This is a genomic window from Mycobacterium venezuelense (genome assembly GCF_054919535.1).
The window spans coordinates 38618-58346 of the sequence record NZ_JBONDW010000015.1 but is presented as its reverse complement, the minus strand read 5'-3'; the positions used below and the strand labels follow the sequence as shown (position 1 = coordinate 58346).

19 protein-coding genes and 1 pseudogene are annotated in these 19729 nt (G+C 65.7%); 12 read left to right on the top strand and 8 right to left on the bottom strand.

Annotation, left to right across the window (positions count from 1 at the left end; translation table 11 throughout):
* Nucleotides 1–26: 26 nt before the first annotated feature.
* Complete coding sequence (locus ACRCUN_RS23070; protein ID WP_462143948.1) at nucleotides 27–941, bottom strand: LysR family transcriptional regulator; 915 nt, start codon at nucleotides 939–941, stop codon at nucleotides 27–29.
* A gap of 107 nt (nucleotides 942–1048) precedes the next feature.
* Here ACRCUN_RS23070 and ACRCUN_RS23065 point away from each other — a divergent pair, with 107 nt between their 5' ends.
* Nucleotides 1049–2101: a pyridoxal-phosphate dependent enzyme gene (locus tag ACRCUN_RS23065; protein ID WP_462143947.1), complete on the top strand. Its 1053-nt coding sequence runs from the start codon at nucleotides 1049–1051 to the stop codon at nucleotides 2099–2101.
* A 26-nt stretch (nucleotides 2102–2127) separates the two neighbouring features.
* Here ACRCUN_RS23065 and ACRCUN_RS23060 read toward each other — a convergent pair whose 3' ends face one another.
* Nucleotides 2128–2811, bottom strand: a complete 684-nt coding sequence (locus ACRCUN_RS23060; RefSeq protein ID WP_462143946.1) for an HAD family hydrolase — start codon at nucleotides 2809–2811, stop codon at nucleotides 2128–2130.
* Between the two features lie 167 nt (nucleotides 2812–2978).
* Between ACRCUN_RS23060 and ACRCUN_RS23055 the strand changes: the two are divergent.
* Nucleotides 2979–3185 (top strand): annotated as a pseudogene (locus tag ACRCUN_RS23055) (serine hydrolase); the annotation flags it as partial.
* Nucleotides 3186–3269: 84 nt separating this feature from the next.
* Here ACRCUN_RS23055 and ACRCUN_RS23050 read toward each other — a convergent pair.
* A complete protein-coding gene (locus ACRCUN_RS23050; RefSeq protein WP_462143945.1) occupies nucleotides 3270–4028 on the bottom strand; it encodes a methyltransferase domain-containing protein in 759 nt (252 codons plus the stop codon).
* Between the two features lie 199 nt (nucleotides 4029–4227).
* On the opposite strand from ACRCUN_RS23050, the gene ACRCUN_RS23045 reads away from it, so the two are divergent.
* From ACRCUN_RS23045 to ACRCUN_RS23035, 3 genes are all read left to right on the top strand, one after another.
* Entirely contained in the window at nucleotides 4228–6147 is a 1920-nt protein-coding gene (locus ACRCUN_RS23045; RefSeq protein WP_462143944.1) for a flavin-containing monooxygenase, read from the top strand.
* 2 nt (nucleotides 6148–6149) lie between these two features.
* Entirely contained in the window at nucleotides 6150–7175 is a 1026-nt protein-coding gene (locus ACRCUN_RS23040; protein WP_462143943.1) for an alcohol dehydrogenase catalytic domain-containing protein, read from the top strand.
* Between the two features lie 177 nt (nucleotides 7176–7352).
* Nucleotides 7353–9308: an MFS transporter gene (locus tag ACRCUN_RS23035; RefSeq protein ID WP_462143942.1), complete on the top strand. Its 1956-nt coding sequence runs from the start codon at nucleotides 7353–7355 to the stop codon at nucleotides 9306–9308.
* On the opposite strand, the gene ACRCUN_RS23030 is transcribed toward ACRCUN_RS23035, so the two are convergent.
* Nucleotides 9295–9750: a MarR family winged helix-turn-helix transcriptional regulator gene (locus ACRCUN_RS23030; protein WP_462143941.1), complete on the bottom strand. Its 456-nt coding sequence runs from the start codon at nucleotides 9748–9750 to the stop codon at nucleotides 9295–9297. The genes ACRCUN_RS23035 and ACRCUN_RS23030 overlap by 14 nt on opposite strands.
* 117 nt (nucleotides 9751–9867) lie before the next feature.
* Here ACRCUN_RS23030 and ACRCUN_RS23025 point away from each other — a divergent pair, with 117 nt between their 5' ends.
* Together ACRCUN_RS23025 and ACRCUN_RS23020 are read left to right on the top strand one after the other, a co-directional pair.
* Nucleotides 9868–10287, top strand: a complete 420-nt coding sequence (locus tag ACRCUN_RS23025) for an organic hydroperoxide resistance protein (protein ID WP_462143940.1) — start codon at nucleotides 9868–9870, stop codon at nucleotides 10285–10287.
* Nucleotides 10287–10415, top strand: a complete 129-nt coding sequence (locus ACRCUN_RS23020; protein WP_462143939.1) for a hypothetical protein — start codon at nucleotides 10287–10289, stop codon at nucleotides 10413–10415. The genes ACRCUN_RS23025 and ACRCUN_RS23020 overlap by 1 nt, the downstream gene beginning before the upstream one ends.
* Before the next feature lie 51 nt (nucleotides 10416–10466).
* Here ACRCUN_RS23020 and ACRCUN_RS23015 read toward each other — a convergent pair whose 3' ends face one another.
* From ACRCUN_RS23015 to ACRCUN_RS23000, 4 genes are all read right to left on the bottom strand, one after another.
* A complete protein-coding gene (locus ACRCUN_RS23015) occupies nucleotides 10467–11810 on the bottom strand; it encodes an APC family permease (RefSeq protein WP_462143938.1) in 1344 nt (447 codons plus the stop codon).
* 11 nt (nucleotides 11811–11821) lie between these two features.
* Nucleotides 11822–13387, bottom strand: a complete 1566-nt coding sequence (locus ACRCUN_RS23010) for an amidohydrolase (RefSeq protein WP_462144049.1) — start codon at nucleotides 13385–13387, stop codon at nucleotides 11822–11824.
* Between the two features lie 76 nt (nucleotides 13388–13463).
* Entirely contained in the window at nucleotides 13464–14480 is a 1017-nt protein-coding gene (locus ACRCUN_RS23005; protein WP_462143937.1) for an agmatine deiminase family protein, read from the bottom strand.
* Complete coding sequence (locus tag ACRCUN_RS23000; protein ID WP_462143936.1) at nucleotides 14477–15460, bottom strand: nitrilase-related carbon-nitrogen hydrolase; 984 nt, start codon at nucleotides 15458–15460, stop codon at nucleotides 14477–14479. The genes ACRCUN_RS23005 and ACRCUN_RS23000 overlap by 4 nt, the downstream gene beginning before the upstream one ends.
* A 90-nt stretch (nucleotides 15461–15550) precedes the next feature.
* Here ACRCUN_RS23000 and ACRCUN_RS22995 point away from each other — a divergent pair, with 90 nt between their 5' ends.
* The 5 genes from ACRCUN_RS22995 (at nucleotide 15551) to ACRCUN_RS22975 (ending at nucleotide 19727) form a co-directional block, all read left to right on the top strand.
* Nucleotides 15551–16153, top strand: coding sequence for a TetR/AcrR family transcriptional regulator C-terminal domain-containing protein (locus tag ACRCUN_RS22995; RefSeq protein WP_462143935.1), 603 nt, complete (start codon nucleotides 15551–15553; stop codon nucleotides 16151–16153).
* A gap of 9 nt (nucleotides 16154–16162) precedes the next feature.
* Nucleotides 16163–16867 (top strand): maleylpyruvate isomerase family mycothiol-dependent enzyme, encoded by a 705-nt coding sequence (locus ACRCUN_RS22990; RefSeq protein WP_462143934.1) that lies wholly within the window; start codon nucleotides 16163–16165, stop codon nucleotides 16865–16867.
* A 27-nt stretch (nucleotides 16868–16894) separates the two neighbouring features.
* Complete coding sequence (locus ACRCUN_RS22985) at nucleotides 16895–17848, top strand: ABC transporter substrate-binding protein (RefSeq protein WP_462143933.1); 954 nt, start codon at nucleotides 16895–16897, stop codon at nucleotides 17846–17848.
* A 445-nt stretch (nucleotides 17849–18293) separates the two neighbouring features.
* Nucleotides 18294–18977: a queuosine precursor transporter gene (locus tag ACRCUN_RS22980; RefSeq protein ID WP_462143932.1), complete on the top strand. Its 684-nt coding sequence runs from the start codon at nucleotides 18294–18296 to the stop codon at nucleotides 18975–18977.
* A gap of 75 nt (nucleotides 18978–19052) precedes the next feature.
* Nucleotides 19053–19727, top strand: a complete 675-nt coding sequence (locus ACRCUN_RS22975) for a 5-oxoprolinase subunit B family protein (protein ID WP_462143931.1) — start codon at nucleotides 19053–19055, stop codon at nucleotides 19725–19727.
* Nucleotides 19728–19729 lie beyond the last annotated feature (2 nt).

Sequence of the window (19729 nt, the reverse complement as noted above, 5' to 3'; positions counted from 1 at the left end):
CCGCGCGGAGTGAGGAACAGCTTCGGTCACTGACGCTCATTCGTCAGCGACACTGCCGATTCGTAGAATCTGCCGTGTAGCGACCGCCGGACGGCTCGCACCGAGGGGTCTCCGGCTCTCGCCTGCCTCGCCAACGTGACGAGGGTGCGCGACCATCCGGTTTCGAGCCGGACCAGGGCCGTGCCCTCCCGCCGCGGCGGCAGGACGAGACGCGGCAGAATGCTCGCGGCAGCACCCTGGCGAACCACCAGCAAGAGCAGGTCGAGGTCGTAGGACTCGAACTGCACGGTCGGCGCAAAGCCGAGCCCAAGGCAATGCTGGACCGACCAGGCCCGGGAGGCGGCGCCGACGGGTTCCAGCGCCCACGGCAGGATGCTGCCAGCCTGCACGACGTCGCGCCCCCTCAGTAGATCGGCCGCGACCACGATCTCCAGGGCGTCCTCGGCCAGCACTTCACGGTGCACGTGCCGGGGCAACGACGGGGCGCCGCCGGGGTACTCCTCGCTGACCACCAGATCGAATTCACCGCTGAGCAGCGCCGGAACCGCGACCTCCGGCTCCGACTCGACGAGCTCGACCCGCAGACCCTCATGCCGTTTCTGGCATTCCAACAGAGCCGGAACCAGTGCGCGGGCCGCGCTCCCGAACGCGGCCACCCGGCACGTGCCCGTCGGCGGCTCCTCACCGGAGCGCAACTCGGCGTGTGCCACTTCGAGCGCCGCCAGGATGTCGGCGCCACGCTCTGCCAGCCGCCTGCCCGCCTCGGTGAGGCGTACGCCTCGACCGATCCGCTCCAGCAGCGCAGCCCCTGCTTCACGCTCGAGCAGGGACAGTTGCTGAGAGATCCCCGACGGGCTCATGTGCAGGGCATCGGCCACTGCCGCGATCGTGCCGCGTTGGCTCAGCTCCACGAGGAAGCGCAATCGCCGGACGTCCAACATCACCCGATTGTAGGAAAACACTTCAGTTCTGCTGCCGGATTGACGGCAGGAATCGGTGATGTTGCCGTGCCGCCGCAGTGCCTAGTGTTCCCGTCAGGAGGTGTTCCGTGCTGACGACCGAATCGTTCTTGCTCAACCCCGCCTGGTCCCCCGACCACGCTGCCGAACCGCGGCAGACCGACGAGATCCGGCGGTTCCACGAGACCCTGCCGGGCTACGCGGTGACCCCGCTGGTTCCACTGCCGACGGTCGCGGGCGCGCTCGGCTTGGCAGCGGTGATGGTCAAGGACGAGTCGCTGCGGCTCGGGCTTCCGGCGTTCAAGATGCTCGGCGCGTCCTGGGCCGTCCATCGAGCGCTGCGGTCGGCCGACCGCGCGCGCCCCCGCCTGATCACCGCGACCGACGGCAACCACGGCCGCGCGGTGGCCCGGATGGGCGCGCTCTTGAACCTTCCGACCACGATCATTGTGCCCCAAGGTGTTTCGGAGCGAGCCATCGAGCTGATCCGTTCCGAAGGCGCCGATGTCCGGGTTCTCGAGGTGGCCTACGACGACGCCGTCCGGCACGCCGCCGCGCTGGCCGACGCCGACCCCGACGCGCTGCTCGTACAAGACACCTCATGGCCGGGCTACGAGGACATCCCGCAGTGGATCGTCGACGGCTATTCGACTCTGTTCGATGAAGCGGCTGATCAAGTGGCAGCAGTCGGCGCGGATGTCGATCTCATCGTCGTGCCCGCCGGCGTCGGATCCCTCGCCCATGCCGCGGTGACCTTCGGCCGTTCGCGCCCACACTGCCGGGTTGTCGCTGTCGAACCCGTGGTCGCCGACTGTCTGCGCGCAAGCCTGGCCGCGGGCGCGCTCACGTCGGTGCCGACCGGCCAGACCAGCATGGCCGGACTCAATTGCGGCACACCGTCCTACCTCGCGTGGCCCGATCTCCAGAAGGGTCTGGCCGGTGCCGTGGCGGTCGACGACCGACAAGCCGAACAGGCCATGGCAACGCTCGCCGAACTCGGTGTCGACGCCGGTCCCTGTGGTGCCGCCAGCCTGGCCGCGCTACGGATCTTGGCAGCCGAACCCGCCCGTTCGCGACTTGGCCTGGGCACTGATGCAACGGTCCTGTTGCTCAACACCGAAGGCTCCAGTGCGACCGGATAGTCAGCTTCGTTTTGAGTGTCGGGCCGTCATGTCAGTGACCTGACAATGCCCGGCAGTTCCTTGAGAGTTGCGCTGGGCCGGTGTTCGGTGGCACGACCCACGTACACGGCAGCCATTCCGGCCTGTCGAGGACCCTCGATGTCGGCATCCCAGTTGTCGCCGACAAACGCGACTTCTTGCGCGGCAGCACCAACTTCACGCAGAGCATCCTCGAAGATGATCGGGTGAGGCTTGCGCCAGCCAACGTTCACCGACGCGACGACGCGGTCGATGGACGTGTGTAGACCAAACTGTCGCACCAGGCGCGGAACCAGATCCGGATGATGGGTGTTGCTGACGATCGCCAGCGCATGATCAGACGACAGATCGGTGACACACTCGAGCGCATGCGGCGCCGGCGAGACATTCGCCGTCCATGCGTCGAGATACTCGTCGATGAGCGTGTCGATGGCCCCCGCGACGAGCGGTGGCGCTCCGATCGAACGCCAATACCTTTGCGACACTTGGTACATCGAGAATTCTCGCCCTGACCTGACAGCCTCGGCATCGAGATCGTCCCAAGCCATCTGCCAGTATGCATTGGAAGCACTCTCGGAGATCTCCGACCCGGCACGCCGCGCAAATGCCAACGGCGCGTTGTAGTCCGGATGGATCGACGGGTTGTAGTCGACGAGTGTGCCGAAGAAGTCGAAGAATACGTATTTGATCATCGCGGTCCTTGCCGTAACACGGCCCTACGACGAGCGATCGTGCGCATGTCATACCGCGACGAACCAAGTCGTCTCAACTTCGAGTCATGTGGCGCATCGACGTGCATCTCAAATGAGCATATGACACCGAGTCTGAGAACCTGCCGTCGGTTCTCAAACTCCGTGACGGCTGGAATATCGCCACCGCCCATTCCCGGCCACGCGGCACGATCTTCCCCATCGGCAGCTTCGGCCACACCGGATTCACCGGAGTGACACTGTGGATCGGCCCGGGACCAGACACCTATGTTGTTGTCCTCGCCAACGTCATTCACCAACGTGGCGGCCCACCGATCGCAGGGCTCAGCGGCGACGTGGCAACGGTGACTGCGTAGGCCTTGCGTCTCTACGGGACGTGATAGGTTTGCGGCTTATTAACCGATTGTGCGACAGCCTATTACAGCACCCTCACAACGAGGTCATCGCTGCATCAGGGCGAAGATCCCCCAACCGAGAAACTCCCGCATGTAGCGTACGTAGTGTGCAGGCTCGGAACTGAGCTCGTCTCGTACCTCGGGCGCCAGTTCGTCGTCGGGGTTCTCGTCGAGCCAGCGACGGAGGTTGAGCCACTGCGCCGCGACGTACCGGTCCCAGCTGTCCTGGTCGGCGAGCATCATTTCCACGATGTCGTAGCCGAGGTCGCCAAACTTCTCGATGAGCTCGGGCAGCGGCAAGAAGTCGGACGGACTGGTGGCGTGGCAGGCCTGCGCAGCCTTCAGATCCGGCGGGATCTGACGCCAATACGGCTCGCCTATAAGCATCATGCCTCCCGGGCGAAGGTTGCGGCTCAGCAACTCGGCCGTTCCAGCGACGCCGTCGCCGATCCAGGTGGCGCCGACACAAGCGGCTAGATCGACCGGCTCGTCTGCCACATGACCGGAAGCGTCGCCATGGACGAACTCCACCCGGTCGGCGACGCCGAGCTCCATCGCGCGGCCCTGAGCCTGTTCGATGAAGACCGTGCTGATGTCCACGCCTGTGCCCCTAAAGCCCAAGTCACGTGCCCAGGTGCACAACATCTCGCCCGAGCCGCAGGCCAGGTCAAGCACGCGTGTACCAGGAGGCAAGCGGAGCGCGTCACCCAAGGCGGCGAACTTGGCGGTAGTCATGGGGTTGTGAATGCGGTGGCTGCTCTCGCGGATGGCGAAGATACGGGGAAGGTCCATGATGCCGCTCATCCTGTCAGGCCGGCAGATGACGATCGACCCGATTTTCGGCAGAACTTCGTCACTGGCCGCACAACGATTGGTGATCCGGTGACTTGAGGAACCCATGGATCTCCTCAGCGACTCGATCGGCCAATAATCACGCCGCGGCCATCCCAGCCCAGTTCAGACCCTTGCGCACATAACGCTACGGTGAGTAGCGTAACCGGCTGTGACCCGGAGCTTTCATGTCGGCCAGCCGTTCACCACGTCGGATGCAGACATCGAGGCGGCATTGCAGGACGTCAGCATCCCGACGCTCTTGCTCTCGCTCGTCCACATCACCGGGGATCCGCGGTTCATCCGGGAGTTCAAGCAGGCCGGGCTGTTCCTCAATGAGGTCCAGGGCTTCATGAGTGAAGACGACAAAGCCAGGGCCCGAGCGGCCGCACTACCGGTGATCGCCGACTACCGGGACCGTGGCTGTCCGGTGCCAGATCCGTTGCCGGCCGAACTCGTGAAAGAGATGTTGGACTGGGCGGCGTGTGAGCCGGTCGACGACGACAACCTCCCGTTGGTTCTGGAGGAACTCGACCTCGAAGGTGTCGACCCGCGCCGCCCGAACGCACTCGACCCCGAGCAGGCAAACGACTTCCACGTGATCGTGATCGGCTGCGGCGAATCAGGGGTGTTGGCCGGGGTCCGGCTCAAGCAGGCCGGCATCCCGTTCACGATCGTCGAGAAGAATGCCGGACCGGGCGGAACGTGGTGGGAGAACAGCTATCCGGGCGCCCGCGTCGACGTGGCCAACCACTTCTACTGCTACAGCTTCGAACCCAGTAACCATTGGGATCACTTCTTCGCCGAGCAGACCGAGTTACGTCAGTACTTTCATGACGTCGTCGACCGCCACGGGCTCGAGCCGCATATCCGGTGGAACACCGAAGTCCTGTCGGTGGCGTGGGATGACGGGATGTGGACGGTCACCGTTCAATCCGACGCGGGCACCCAGACACTCCAAGCGAACGCCGTCATCACCGCCGTCGGCCAACTCAACCGCCCGCACATACCCGAATTCCCCGGTGCGGCAACGTTTGAAGGGCCGTCGTTTCACTCGGCGGCGTGGGATCACCGTGTCGACGTCACGGGCAAGCGGGTTGCCCTCGTCGGCGCGGGGGCGAGTGGCTTTCAGATCGCCCCGGCCATCGCCGATAAAGTTGAGCACCTCACGGTGTTCCAGCGCACCGCGCAGTGGATGTTCCCGAACCCGATGTACCACGAGCCCGTCGCTGACGGCGTGCGGTGGGCGATGGAGCATCTGCCATATTACGGCCGCTGGTACCGCTTTCTGCTGTTGTGGCCCGGCGCCGACAAGGGCCTCGACGCGGCACGCGTCGACCCGAACTACGCCGATCAGGAGAACGCCGTCAGCGACATCAACGCCGTCGCACGCATCATGTTCACCGACTGGATCACCACCCAGGTCGGCGATGATGCCGACCTGTTGGCGAAAGTGCTGCCGGACTACCCGGCCACCGGGAAGCGCACCCTGCAGGACAACGGCAGCTGGCTCGGCACCCTCAAGCGCGACAACGTCGACCTGATCCGCACGCCGATCGAACGCATCACCCCGACGGGCGTCGTCACCGAAGACGGCACCAGTTACGACGTCGACATCATCGTGTACGCCACCGGGTTTCGCGCCACCGACGTGCTGTTCCCGATGACCATAACCGGCCGCGACGGCATCGATCTGCGTGAGCTCTGGGGACGGCGGCCGTACGCGTATCGCGGCATCACCGTGCCGGGCTTCCCGAACTTCTTCATGACGTACGGCCCCGGCACGCATCTGGCTCACGGCGGCAGCCTCATCCTCAACTCGGAACTGCAGATGCGCTACATCAACCAATGCCTCGAACATCTCGTCACCAACGGGTTGAAAACCATGGAACCGCACGAAGAGGCGACGAGAGCCTGGCACACGCGTTCTCAAGAAGAGATCCGCAAAACCGTGTGGGCACACCCGTCGATCAAGCACTCGTACTTCAAGAACGCCGACGGGGAGATTCACACCGTCAGCCCGTGGCGGCTCAGCGAATACCGCTCCGCCATCAACGAGCCCGTCTGGTCCGACTTCATCGTGGAGGCCTGAACATGCGCGCGGTCGTCGTCGACAACGCCGGTGAGATCCACGTCGACACCCGGCCCGACCCGACACTGCCCGGCCCGGATGGTGCGATCGTCCAGGTGGAGGCCGCGTCCATCTGCGGTTCGGACCTGCACTTCCTCGAAGGCCACTACCCGATCGCCGACCCGGTCTCCCTCGGCCACGAGGCCGTCGGCACGATCGTCGAAACCGGCTCGCAAGTCGACAGATTCACAAGAGGCGACCGGGTGTTGGTGTCGTCGGTCGCCGGCTGCGGACGGTGCGCCGGTTGCGCGACCCACGACCCGATCAAATGCGTGCAGGGTCCGCAGATCTTCGGCTCGGGCATCCTGGGCGGCGCACAAGCAGAACTGCTCGCAGTGCCTGCCGCCGACTTCCAGCTGCTGACCATGCCCGACGGCATCGACACCGAACAGGCCCTGCTGCTCACCGACAACCTCGCGACCGGCTGGGCCGCGGCGAAGCGGGCCGACATCCCCGTCGGCGGCACGGTAGCCGTCATCGGACTGGGCGCGGTGGGCATGTGCGCACTGCGGAGCGCGTTGGCGCTCGGCGCGGCAACGGTTTTCGCAGTCGACCCGGTCGAGACGCGCCGGAAGCGGGCAAAAGCCTGGGGCGCAGAAGGGATCATGCCGCCCTCGGCGCAGCCGATCCGAGAAGCCACCGATGGCCTGGGTGTCGACTCAGTCATCGACGCCGTCGGAACCGACACGTCGATCAACGATGCGCTAGATGCCGTGCGTACGGGCGGCACCGTGTCGATCGTGGGCGTGCACGACCTGCAGCCCTATCCGCTGCCTGCTCTTGCGTGCCTGCTGCGCAGCCTTACCATCCGGCTGACCACCGCGCCCGTACAACAGACGTGGCCGGAGTTGATTCCGCTACTGCAAGCCGGCCGGCTAAACGTCGACGGAATCTTCACCGACACAATGCCTTTGGATAACGCAGCCGAGGGATACGCGGCCGCCATGTCGCGCTCGGGAGAGCATCTCAAGATACGACTCGACCCGTAACCCGTACAGTTTCCTGCAAGTTCGCTGTGAGTTTGTTGAAAGACGCGCTATAGCGCGGATTTTCGTGACACTTCCCACATTGGGAATGTTCACGCCAAAAGAGGAATAGCGCTCACGTCGCCCGTCGTTTCACGGACACGTGCGCACACCCCTCCTCACACACACCGGGCGCAGCTGATGCGCCAAGGCCCCCTCGCCGGTCGCTATCCCGCAGTGGCCACGATGGTCACCCTGGCACTGATCCCCTACCTGGCGTTATCCGCCGCGCTGGACCCCCTGGTACCGATCATCTGCGAACAACTTCACATGTCGGAACAGGCGATGAGTCTGAGTTCCGGCCTTGGCAACGCGGCCTATGCGGTCGGTACAGTGCTGGCCGTCCAGTTCGCCCAGCACTTGCCGCAACGCAGGATGCTGTTGCTCTATGCAGTGGTTCTCGTCATCGGCTCGGTGATCGCGGCCTCGGCGCAGAACGGCGCCATGTTCGTCTGCGGCCACATACTGCAGGGCCTGGCCACCAGCATGCTGCTGATCGCTGCGGCACCCCCGCTGACAATCGGTTTTCCCCGAGACAAGCTTCGCCACACCGCCGTCATCATGAACATGTGCGTGTTCGGAGCCGTCGCTCTCGGCCCGTTCATCGGTGGTGTTCAGGCTGAAGCGAATTCGTGGCGACCGCTGTTCTGGGCGGTGGCCGCGATCGCGCTTCTGGCGCTGGTGATGGCGGCGCTGACGTTCGAAGATGCGCCGCCCGCCGACCGCGACGCACCGCGTGACCTGACGGCGATCGGTCTGGCCTCGGTTGGTTGCGCCGCGGCCTTCATCGGCGCCTCGCAACTGACCAGCCATGATTTCTCGGATCCCGCGGTCACGGTGCCGATGCTCGGCGGCCTGGCAACGATCGTGGTCCTGATCATCTACCAGTTCAAAGCACGTCGGCCGCTGCTGACGATCCGGACGATGCTGACGAGTGCGATCCCGGTCGCCGGCGTCGGCGTGGCACTGTTCGCCGCGGCGGCCTCGGTGGCGGCGACCGCGTTGACGGCCGGGGTATTCCTGCAGACCTACAGCCCGGTGCAGGTTGGACTGCTGTATCTGCCCGAGCTCGGTGGCGCGGTCGTCATGGCCTTTGTCTTCGGCTTCGTCATCACACGACGTGCGATGCACTATCTGCCGTTGATCGGCATGGCGCTGCTCGCCGCTGGAATCGTCGTCTTTCGGTTCGCGTTGCCCGCCAATCAACCGCTGGCGCTCATCGCCTCCGCACTGACCGGGCTCGCCCTGGGCGCCACGGTGGCACCGGCGCTGTTTGTCGCCGGATTCTCATTGCAGTCCAACAGCCTTCAGCGGGTCTTCGCGATCATCGAGCTGTTGCGGGCGGTGGCGGCCTTCATGGTCGCGCCGATCTTCGCGCATTTCGCCGTCAACGCGTCGGGCGGTCTCACGGCAGGTACCGGGGATGCGTTGTGGGTGGGGTTCGGCCTCGCCGTCGGCGGCGCGTTGTTCGGTGTGGCGGTCTACGCGCTCAGCGGTGCGCGGCCCCAAACGCCCGATCTCGATCGCTTCCTCGACGGCGAGTCGCCGGCCTGGTATTCACCGCCGCTTCTCGCGCGGATCCGTCCGGGCCTGCCGGCGCCGACGATACCCGCCGAACGGGCCGCAGCACTCCTCGTTCCGGAACGCCGGTCCACGTCGGCCTCGACGGGGCCCGTGCTGTTCGCCTACGACGGAACGGAACGCGCCGCATGCGCGATCAAGCACGCATCGGCGCAGCTCGCGCCCCAACGTGACGCGGTCGTGGTGTGTGTCTGGCAGCCCGTCGATGTCGGCTTCACCCCCACCGGCGGAACACATTTCGACGCCGACAAGGCCACCGAGGTGCGGCAGGCTGCCGCGCGGACGGCTGCGCACGGAGCAGAACTCGCGGGCGCGGCCGGATTCGTGGCCCGTAGTGTTGCCGTCGAAGGCGCGCCCACGTGGCAGGGCATCGTCAAGGCAGCCGACGAACACAACGCGAGCCTGATCGTGATCGGACCGCACCGGCGCAGCGGCCTCCTCGGACACCTGGAAGGCAGCGTGGCGGCGGCGGTGGTCGCGCACGCCAGCACGCCGGTCCTCGTCATTCCGGAGTAGCGGCACCCTCCTGCGCGTGCTTGCGGAGGTTGTCGCGCAGCGCGACGATCCCGCGTTGCATCGTGCGGAACTCGTCGGCCGAGAGCCCGGTCGCGGCGACCAGGTCCATCTCGAGGCCTTGCTCGCGCAGCTTGCGGCCGGCTTCGGTGAGGCTTACGACCACTTGTCGCTCGTCGTTCGGATCACGTTGCCGCGTGACGTATCCCATGGTTTCGAGCTTCTTGAGGATGGGGGTCAGCGTGTTGGACTCCAGGAAGAGCTTGTCACCCAGACTGCTGACGGTCTGGCGGTCTTCCTCCCACAGCGCGACGATCGCGATGTACTGCGTATAGGTCACACCGAGCTTCTCCAGGATCGGCTTGTAGGCCTTGCCATAGGCGAGGTTGGCCGAATAGATCGCGAAGCACAGGAAGTCGGCCAAGCGTGGACTCTTGGTTGACATACCCACATTGTATCGGATCCGATTCAATCGGATGGGATTGACAAGCACACTTTTGGTGTTAATGTCTAGCGAGTCCGATTTAATCGGGTCCGAGATTTATCCAGACAGGAGAACGCAATGACCACCCAGACCGGCAACGTGCTGTACACCGCCCAGACTCACACCACCGGCGGACGCCAGGGCGAGTCCTACAGCTCGGACGGCCGGCTCGACATCGAGCTGACGCCCCCGGGCGCCGCGGGTAACGGCACGAATCCCGAGCAGCTGTTCGCCGCGGGCTGGTCCGCGTGCTTCATCGGCGCCATGGGCATCGCCGCGGCCGCCCACCACGTCAAGCTGCCTGCCGACACCGCCGTCGACGCGGAGATCGATCTGCTCAATACCGACGGGGCGTTCTCGCTGCAGGCCCGCCTGAACGTCAGCGTGCCGGGGATCGATCGCGAGACCGCGCAGGCCATCGTCGACGGCGCCCACCAGACCTGCCCCTACTCCAAGGCCACCCGCGGCAACATCGACGTCACGATCAACCTCGTCTGATGACGCGCGACGGGAGGAAGCGCCCGCTGATCCTCGGCATCGTCACCGCATTGCTGATGTCGGTAGCCGGCGGCTGGTGCTTCGACGAGCTGGAGAATCCCCACCAAACCGTGGCGGCAGCCGAGTAGAAGGCGAATGGCCACCTGTTGGTGCAACAGGTGGCCACTCGTCGTTTCGGTCTACTCCTTCATGTCCAACACCGGGGTCGGTTGCTGAAAGCCCCGGGTGACGCCGGCCAGCCACACGAATCCCACTGCCAGCCAACACAAGCCGATGATGAGCGTCAGACCGGACAAGCTAGTCCACAGCCAGACGGTCAGCAGGAAGCCGATGAGCGGCAATACGAGGCTGTTGATCACCTGCCCTCCGGCCCGTTCGCCCCGGTCCACGTAGTAGTGCTTGATCACCGACAGGTTGACGACCGAGAACGCCACGAGTGCACCAAAACTGACGAGCGATGCCATGGTGGCCAGATCGATCACGATGGCCAGCAACGAAACCGCCGACACCACGAGGATCGCGTACACCGGGGTCGAGTATCGCGGTGACACGTAACCGAAGATGGATCGCGGCAGGATGCCGTCACGCCCCATCGCGTACAGGATGCGGGCGACCGAGGCCTGCGACGTGATCGCGGATCCCAAAGCGCCTGCCACATACGCGGCGGTGAAGAAGGTTTCGAGGAACTGTCCACCAGCGGTCACCATCACGTCGAGGGATCCGGAATCCACATCGGCGAACTCGTTGGACGGGAAAACCAGCTGCCCCAGGTAGGACAGCACGACGAAGATCAGACCCGACACCAGGGTGGCAATCATGATGGCCTGCGGGACAGAACGTTTGGGGTCCTTGGCTTCTTCCGACAGGGTCGACACGGCATCGAAGCCAAGGAACGACAGGCACAGGATTGCCGCGCCGGCGAAGATCGGGCTGAATCCAGGCGCGGTCCCGTCACCGGTGAACGGCGCCGCCAGATCAACCGACCCGAGGCCGAAGACCTTCGAGCACGCCAGCACCAGGAACGCGACGATGAAAATCGCCTGGATCGCGATGATGACGAAGTTCGCGCGCGCCACCGAGACGATGCCGACGATGTTGAGCACCGTCACGATCGCGATCGACACCAGAATGAAGATCCACGCGGGCACGGCCGGGAACGCGGCCTCCAGGTAGATGCCGATGACGAGGTAGTTGATCATCGGCAAGAACAGATAGTCCAGCATCAGCGACCAGCCGGCGAGGAAACCCACCGGGGCGCCGAACGACTTCTGGGTGTAGGTATACGCCGATCCCGCAACGGGATACGCGACAGCCATCCTGGCGTAGGAGCGCGCGGTGAACACCATCGCCGCCAGCGTCACCAGATACGCGAGCGGAAGCCGTCCGCCGGTGGTCTGAGTGACTATGCCGTAGGTGGTGAACACCGTGAGCGGCACCATGTACACCAGACCGAACAAGACCAATGACGGCAGGCCGAGCGCTCGGCGCAACTGCCCTTCGGTCACCTCCGTGGTGTTCGACATATCGGCTCCTCTCAATCCGCGGCCGAATAGACCTGACGGCCCTGCAAATAGGTCGCACGCACCTGCACCGCAGGCAATTCCAGCGCAGACACCGTACGCGGGTCCCGGTCCAGCCACACCAGATCGGCACTCGCGCCAGGCGTGATCCGTCCCCAGTCCGCCTCGGCGAACGCCTGGAACGCGACCGCACCCGTGTAGGACGCGAGTGCGGGTTCGATCGGCAGAATCTCCTCGGGCGTCCAGCCACCCGCCGGATCACCTTCGGCGGTGCGCCGGGAGACTGCGACGGCGATGCCGTCGAGCGGTGCACCGGACGACACCGGCCAGTCCGAGCCGAAAGCCAGTGCCGCGCCGGAGTTCTCCAGCGTGCGCATCCGGTACTGCTTGTCGGACCGTTCGGCCCCCAGCCGCGGGATGGTGAGCACCGTCATCAACGCGTCCATCTGCGCCCACAACGGCTGCATGTTCGGGATGACGCCCAGTTCGGCGAACCGGCCGATATCGTCATCATCGACCAACTGGGCGTGTGCGATGACCGGCCGACGGTCACGCGGGCCATTCTGCTGGACAACGTATTCGATGGCGTCCAGAGCCTGGCGCACTGCCGCGTCACCGATCGCGTGAATGTGGATCTGCATCCCGAGTTCATCGACCCGGCGCGCCGCCTGGGCGAGCGAGTCGCCCTCCCACAACTGCATGCCGTGGTTGTGCAGGCCCGAGCAGTACGGCGCCAACAGGGCACCGGTCTCGTTCTCGACGACGCCGTCGGCGAAGAACTTCACCGTCTGCGCGGTCAGCAGCGGCGACCCGGCCGCCTGGACGCGGTCCCTAGCCGCAGCGTATTGCCTTACCTGCGAGTCGAAATGGCGCGGATCGGCATAGAAGGCCAGATTGAACCGCATGCGCAGCGCACCCTGCTGGGCCGCGGCGACGTAGGTGTCGATGTCGGCAGGCTCAACCCAGGCGTCCTGGACCCATGTCACGCCGTGGGCGAGATAGTAGTCGGCCGCGGTACCCAACGCACCGACGCGCACGGCCTCGTCGCGAGCGGGCATCACCGCGGCAACCAGATCGGTGGCGCCCCATTCGCGCAGTGTGCCGAGCGGCGATCCGTCCTCGCGGCGCGGAATCTCGCCAAGCACCGGTTCCGGAGTGTCGGCCGTGATACCGGCCCGCTGCAGCGCTACCGAGTTGACCCAGAAGGTGTGATAGTCCCAGGCCCGCAGCACAACCGGGCGATCCGGGACGGCGGCATCGAGCCACTTGGCGTCGAACAGGCCGCCGGGCGCCAAGCTTCCGTCATAGGACGCGCCGACGATCCACTCCTGTTCGGGGTGGGCAGCGGCGTATTCCTTGACGGCAAGAACTATTTCGTCGATGGACTGGCACTGCCGCACCGGCGGGCCCGCCGATTCCAGGCCGCCATAGAGTGGATGCGCATGCCCGTCGCCGAACGACGGCATGAGAAAGCCGCCCTCTAGGTCGACCTGCTTGTCAGCGTGCTGTGCCTTCGCCTGCTCCCCGACGGCCCGGACCACGCCGTCGGCGATCAACAGCGCATCGGTCGGCGTCGCCATTGGGGTCCAGATGGTCCCGCCATGAAAGAGGGTGGCCGCCGTGTCGAGCACGGACGGCACATTACGCGCGTTCACACTAACTCCGGGTGGTTATCGGGGATGGTTGTTGTTGGGTGATGCAGTGGATTCCGCCGCCGCGCGCGAACAGGGGGCGGGCGTCGACACTGACGACTTCCCGGCCCGGATACTGCTCGGCCAGGATCGCCACGGCGTCGGCGTCACGCGGATCACCGAAACTGCAGGCGATCACGCCGCCGTTGACCACCAGGTGGTTGATGTAGCTGTAGTCGACGTACCCATCCGCGTCGGTGAGAGTCGCGGGAGCCGGCATCTCGACGATGTCGAATCGGCCCTCAAGGCCGGCGCGAATCTCCTTGCACACCACGTTGTCCGGGTGCCGGTCATCTTGCTGCGTATGCAGGAGTAGGCGGCCTGGTTCGGTGAAGGCCGCCACGATGTCGACATGTCCGCGGGTGCCGAACCGCTGACTGTCGCGAGTCAACCCGCGCGGTAGCCACACCACGTCGCTCGCACCGATGGTGCGTGCCAGCTCGGCCTCGACGTCGGCTTTGGTGACCGCGGGATTGCGGCCGGGATCCAATTGCACAGTCTCGGTGACGAGTACGGTGCCCTCACCATCTACCTGGATGCCGCCGCCTTCGTTGACTAGGGTCGACGACACCAACTCGACTCCGGCCAGCGCCGCCACGGTGGCACCGATCTCGGCGTCGCGATCCCAGCGCGCCCAATCCTGGCCGCCCCAACCGTTGAACACCCAGTCGACCGCGGCCACCGAACCGTCGGCGGCGTGCACGAAGGTCGGGCCGATATCGCGCATCCACGCGTCGTTCAGCGGCGCCTCGACGAGCTCGACCTGTTGGGACACATATTGTTTCGCAGCGCTCATCTCGGCCGGGTCGACGAGCATCGTCACCGGCTCGAACCGGGCGATCGCATGTGCGACCGCGGCCCAGGTGGACCTGGCCTCGTGCTGCTCCTGCTCGGTGTCACCCAGGGAGTAGCCCTCACACGGAAAGGCCATCCACACCCGATCTTGCGGCACGCCCTCGGCGGGCATGACGTATCGGGTCATTTGACGACCGCGGTGGCCGCGTGGCCGGCCCCATACGGACGGGACGGGTCGACCGGAGCGGTCAGCGATCCGTAGCTGTCGGGGCGGCGAGTGAGCAGGAACGGAAAGAGCTCGAGCCAGTCCCGCCGCTGATCCAGGTCGAGGTCGGCGACCAGCACCGCCTCCTCGTCGCGTGGCGCCTGCACGAGGACGCGGCCGTACGGGTCGGAGATGAACGACGACCCATAGAAGGAGACAGTGCCCTCGTCGCCAGTTCGGTTGGGTACCACCATGAACAGTCCACTGCTGATCCCGTTGGCCACGATCACCTGCTGCCACAACGGCTGGGTGTCGAATGCCGGGAACACGGGCTCGGAGCCGATCGCGGTCGGATAGACGACGATTTCCGCACCACCAAGCGAATAGTTGCGCGCCACCTCGGGGAACCACTCGTCCCAGCAGGTCGGCATGCCGATGCGGGCGCCCAAGCCGTCGGGGTTGTAGACGCGATACGGGTCGTCGTCAGCCGGGCCGGGGCGGAAGTACGTGTCCTCGTAATACCCGGCCGAGATCGGGATGTGCATCTTGCGCGTGCGGCCGACGAGTTCACCCGACGGCGAGACCAGGATGGCCGTGTTGTAGCCGAGACCGTCTGCTGCGGGCGCCTTCTCATACAGCGACGCGTGTACGAAGATCCCGTTGGCACGCGCGGCTTCGGCCGCGAGCGCGAAGGTCGGCCCGCCGGTCAGATCCTCGGCGTGGTCGCCCGGGTTGGCGCCCGCCGGCGTGTCTGCCGGATAGCGCAACAGCGTGATCTCGGGCAGGAACACCGCGGTGGCACCGGCGCCTGCGGCGCGGTCGATGCCATCACGCAGCACCTTGGCCAGTTCGTCGGCGTCAGCCCGCCAGCGGTGTTGCACGAGCCCCACTCGCAGCGGCGGCCGCTGAGACGCAGTGGTACGCGACAGCGGTTCGGGCGCGGTGGCCGTCAGGGTGATCATCAGACTCCTAAAACGAATGCAGTTCGTTTATTGTGTGATGAGGACCACCGTGTTGTAAAGCGGTGGGACGAAAACTAGGGGGAACCGGCCATGGGACGTCCGTCGATACCGATCCTGTCGTCAGACCGGATCGCTTCTGCAGCACTGGATTTGGTGAGCGCAACGGGTGGGTTCACCATCCCCGAACTTGCCCGCAAGCTCAAGGTCAGCCCGTCGTCGCTCTACAACCACGTCTCCGGGCGGGAACAGATCGTCGAGCTCCTGCGCGAGCGCGCGATGTCGGAAGTGGATCTGCCCGATATCGACGCCGACCGGCCGTGGGCTGACATCGTCGCGGACGTCATGCGCTCATATCGCCGCAGTTTCGCACGCTATCCGCGTCTGATCCCCCTGCTCACTCTGTACGCGGTGAACAGCAGCCAGGCGTTCACGATGTACAACGCGTTGGCTGTCACGCTGGCCCGGGCCGGGTTCGATCCCGCCGACACCCTGCGGATCATCACCATGTTCGACAACTACGTCCTTGGCTCCGCGCTGGACCTGGCCGCGCCGGAGGAACCTTGGGAATCGGGGGCCGAGGTTGGGCCCGAGCTCGCGGCGGCGTTGGCCACCGGGGCGCCCAAGCCTGCCCGCGCCGACGATGCCTTCGAGTTCGGCCTCTCCGTGCTGCTGCGCGGCCTGGCCGAACCGTAGTCTGCACAGGTGGACAACAGCTTATTTCTGGGCCGCCTTCAGGCCGATCTGATGGCGATAGAAGCGGTCGCACTCGCCGAAGGCGGGGACCTCGGCCGGGCGGTGCCGACCTGCCCCGGCTGGACGGTCACCGACCTGCTCGGACATCTGTGGTCGGTCGAGAGCTGGGTCCGCGAGATCCTGCGCACGCGCGAGGTGGCACAAGAGCGTGAACCGGCCGCCGACCCGACCGGGGTTGTCGCCGATTTCGTCGATGGCATCCCCGACTACCTGACCGCGATGCGTGCCATCAATCCCGAGGAAGCGTGCTGGAACTTCGGGCCGCCGCCCCGGCTGGCCGGCTTCTGGATTCGCCGCCAGGCCCACGAGCACGCCATCCATCGCGTGGACTTGCTCACCGCGCTGGGTGGCGAACCGCTCCGCTTCGATCCGGCCTTCGCCGCCGACGGGGTGGACGAGATTCTGTCGATGTTCTATCCACGCCAGGTCAGATTCGGCCGTACCGAGCCGATCGCCGCGCCGATTCAGTTCTGCGCCACCGATACCGGTGACAAGTGGACCCTCGGTGACGGAGAACCCGTCGCCACGGTCACCTCCGACGCCGCGACTCTCTACCTCGGCCTGTGGAAACGGATCGACCTCATCGACAGGTCGCAGATCGACGGCGATGACGGCGCGGCGCGGGCGGCGCTTGCGCACGCGCTGACGCCGTAGCGCCGGCCTTGCCGTTAATCTGGCTAAGTGCCGACAACCTTGTCACGGCGCGGGTTTCTGGCGGTCACCGCCGGGATGGCGCTCGTTGCCGCGTGTAGCTCGCAAAAGCCTGGCGAAGTCGCCAAAGACGGGTCGGTGACCGTTCGGCACATCTTCGGCGAGACGAAGATCCCGGCGCCACCGCAGCGCGTCGTCAGCGCCGGGTTCACCGAGCAGGACGATCTGCTCGCGCTCGGCGTCGTGCCGATCGCGGTCACCGACTGGTTCGGCGGTGAACCGTTCGCGGTCTGGCCGTGGGCCCAACCCAGACTGGCAGGCGCCCAGCCCACGGTGCTGAGCCTCGCCGACGGCATCCAGGTCGACCAGATCGCGGCGCTCAAACCCGATCTGATCGTGGCGACCAACGCCGGCTTGGATGCCGACACGTACGCCAAACTCTCCGGCATCGCACCGACCGTCGCGCAGTCCGGCCGCGACGCGTTCTTCGAACCGTGGAAAGACCAGGCCACGATCATCGGCCAGGCGGTCTTCAAGAACGACGAGATGTCCGGACTCATCAGTGGCGTCGACGAGAAGTTCACTGCCGCGGCGTCCAACAACCCGCAGTTCAACGGAAAGAAAGCGGTGCTGCTCGGCGGCACGCTGTACCGCGACAGCCTGCAGGCCCGCCCACCCGGTTGGCGCACCGAGTTCCTCACGCAGATGGGCTTCACCGCCCCTGACGTTCCTGCCCTGATACCGCGGGATCAGTGGGCGTCCGTGCTCGACACCGCCGACGTGCTGATCTGGACCACCGAAAGCGACCAGGAGCGCGACGCGCTGCTCGCCGATCCGACGATCGCGCAATTGAAGGCCACCGCGCGGGAGCGCAACGTCTTCACCACCAAGGAGCTCGCGGGCGCGATCGCGTTCGCCTCACCACTGTCTTATCCCGTCGTCGCCGACCAGCTGCCGCCCCTGCTGTCGCGCGCGCTGGGTTAGCCGTCCGGGCGCTGAGCGGAACCGGTGTCGGGCCGCCCGGCTAGGAGCGACAATGTCGCGGAAACGGGCTCATGAGCCACATCGGCCCCATGGGCCGGTCTGGTCAAATCACATGAAGCGCAAAAGGGGTCTGCTTCCACATCAGTCCCTGCCGTTACGCGCCCGCACTGCGCGCGACACTGTCGCTGAGAGGTGGACGACGGAGTTCGCGTGGCCAACGGTGCTGACGCGGCCAGAGTGACAGGTGCGACTTCCGGCGTGGGACTTGAGCGAATGATGTTGCGCACGAGGCGTTTTCAGCGACATTGTCGCTACTATGCGGGCGGGACGGCACCTGGCCCCGACAGCGCGACGACACGTCGTCATCGTGCGCGTGAGTAATGCAGCCCGGCGAGGCAATCCACCGCGCTGGCCCGAGCCTGCGGCCGACTGACAAGATTGCCCGGTGACAAGCACCCAGGAGAACGAGCACCGCGGCACGGCGACCATCGGTTCGGCCTACTATCCGACGCTCGTCGCGGTATTCACGGCCCTGGTGCTCATCTCCAATGTCGCGGCCACCAAGGGCGTCGCGTTCGGTCCGTTGCTCACCGACGGCGGCTTCATCGTGTTCCCGCTGACGTACGTGATCGGCGACGTGCTCAGTGAGGTGTACGGCTTCAAGGCCGCGAGCCGGGCGATCCTGATCGGCTTCGCGATGCAGGCGCTGGCGGTGGTGGTGCTGTGGACCACCGTGCGTCTGCCCGGAGCGCCGGACTACGCCAACCAGGAGGCGCTGGCCACCACGGTGGAGTCGATCACCGGTCTGGCCGCGGCCGGCTTGGCCGGGTTCCTCGCCGGCCAACTGGTGAACGCGGCCATCGTCGTGCGGATCAAACAGCGCACGAAAGAACGGCATTTGTGGGCCCGGCTGTTGGGTTCGACGGTGGTCGGGCAGTTCGCCGACACACTGGTGTTCTGTGCGATAGCCGCACCGATCATCGGGTTCGGCAACATGGGGTCCTTCGCGGTCTACGCCGCGATCGGCTGGATCTACAAGACGGTGATCGAGGCTGTCCTACTCCCCGTCACCTACCGCGTGATCGCGTTCATCAAGCGTCGCGAACCCACGTATCAGGTCGCTGTGTGAGGCTTCGATAAGGCAGCTCTGGCAAAGCTTCACAAACCGGTGTCGATCTTAGCTACTCGCGGGTAGTTTCAGGCCATGAGTGTGGCACCGGATGTGATGGACGCACGGGGCGCAGAAACCGGCCCCGGTACTCCGCATGATTATGGCGACCAAGCGCTCCTGCTTGAGTTCGCAAGTACCGCCGAGGTTTTGGCATGGACCGAAACACTGCAGGAGGCCGGCCTGCCAGGCGTAATGGACATCGTCCCGGCTTCGCGCACGATCCTGGTCAAGTTGGACGGCCACCGGTACCAGGCGCCGACGCGGCAGCGGCTGAGCAAGCTGCAGCTACGCCCCGGCGCGCTGGCCGGGCCACCGGCAGGCGACCGGGTGGACGTGACCATCGACGTGGTCTACGACGGCGCCGACCTTCATGAAGTCGCGGAACTGACCGGGCTGACCCCGGCACAGGTGATCGCGGCTCATACCGGCAGCCCCTGGCGGGTGGGATTCAGCGGTTTCGCACCGGGTTTCGCCTATCTCGTCGACGGTGACCAACGGTTGCGGGTACCGCGCCGCGCCGAACCGCGCACCAACGTGCCGGCCGGAGCTGTCGGGCTGGCCGGGGAGTTCAGCGGAATCTATCCGCGTAAGTCGCCCGGTGGCTGGCAGCTGATCGGCCACACCGAGGCAGTGCTGTTCGACGTGAATCGAGACACGCCGGCGCTGCTCACGCCAGGCATGTGGGTGCAGTTCCGGGCGATCGGTTAGGA

Bases quoted from the DNA above. Each gene is read 5' to 3' on its own strand.
- ACRCUN_RS23070 (WP_462143948.1), bottom strand. From the start codon at position 941: ATGTTGGACGTCCGGCGATTGCGCTTCCTCGTGGAGCTGAGCCAACGC.
- ACRCUN_RS23060 (WP_462143946.1), bottom strand. From the start codon at position 2,811: ATGATCAAATACGTATTCTTCGACTTCTTCGGCACACTCGTCGACTAC.
- ACRCUN_RS23050 (WP_462143945.1), bottom strand. From the start codon at position 4,028: ATGAGCGGCATCATGGACCTTCCCCGTATCTTCGCCATCCGCGAGAGC.
- ACRCUN_RS23040 (WP_462143943.1), top strand. From the start codon at position 6,150: ATGCGCGCGGTCGTCGTCGACAACGCCGGTGAGATCCACGTCGACACC.
- ACRCUN_RS23035 (WP_462143942.1), top strand. From the start codon at position 7,353: ATGCGCCAAGGCCCCCTCGCCGGTCGCTATCCCGCAGTGGCCACGATG.
- ACRCUN_RS23030 (WP_462143941.1), bottom strand. From the start codon at position 9,750: ATGTCAACCAAGAGTCCACGCTTGGCCGACTTCCTGTGCTTCGCGATC.
- ACRCUN_RS23025 (WP_462143940.1), top strand. From the start codon at position 9,868: ATGACCACCCAGACCGGCAACGTGCTGTACACCGCCCAGACTCACACC.
- ACRCUN_RS23020 (WP_462143939.1), top strand. From the start codon at position 10,287: ATGACGCGCGACGGGAGGAAGCGCCCGCTGATCCTCGGCATCGTCACC.
- ACRCUN_RS23015 (WP_462143938.1), bottom strand. From the start codon at position 11,810: ATGTCGAACACCACGGAGGTGACCGAAGGGCAGTTGCGCCGAGCGCTC.
- ACRCUN_RS23010 (WP_462144049.1), bottom strand. From the start codon at position 13,387: ATGGCGACGCCGACCGATGCGCTGTTGATCGCCGACGGCGTGGTCCGG.
- ACRCUN_RS23005 (WP_462143937.1), bottom strand. From the start codon at position 14,480: ATGACCCGATACGTCATGCCCGCCGAGGGCGTGCCGCAAGATCGGGTG.
- ACRCUN_RS23000 (WP_462143936.1), bottom strand. From the start codon at position 15,460: ATGATCACCCTGACGGCCACCGCGCCCGAACCGCTGTCGCGTACCACT.
- ACRCUN_RS22995 (WP_462143935.1), top strand. From the start codon at position 15,551: ATGGGACGTCCGTCGATACCGATCCTGTCGTCAGACCGGATCGCTTCT.
- ACRCUN_RS22975 (WP_462143931.1), top strand. From the start codon at position 19,053: ATGAGTGTGGCACCGGATGTGATGGACGCACGGGGCGCAGAAACCGGC.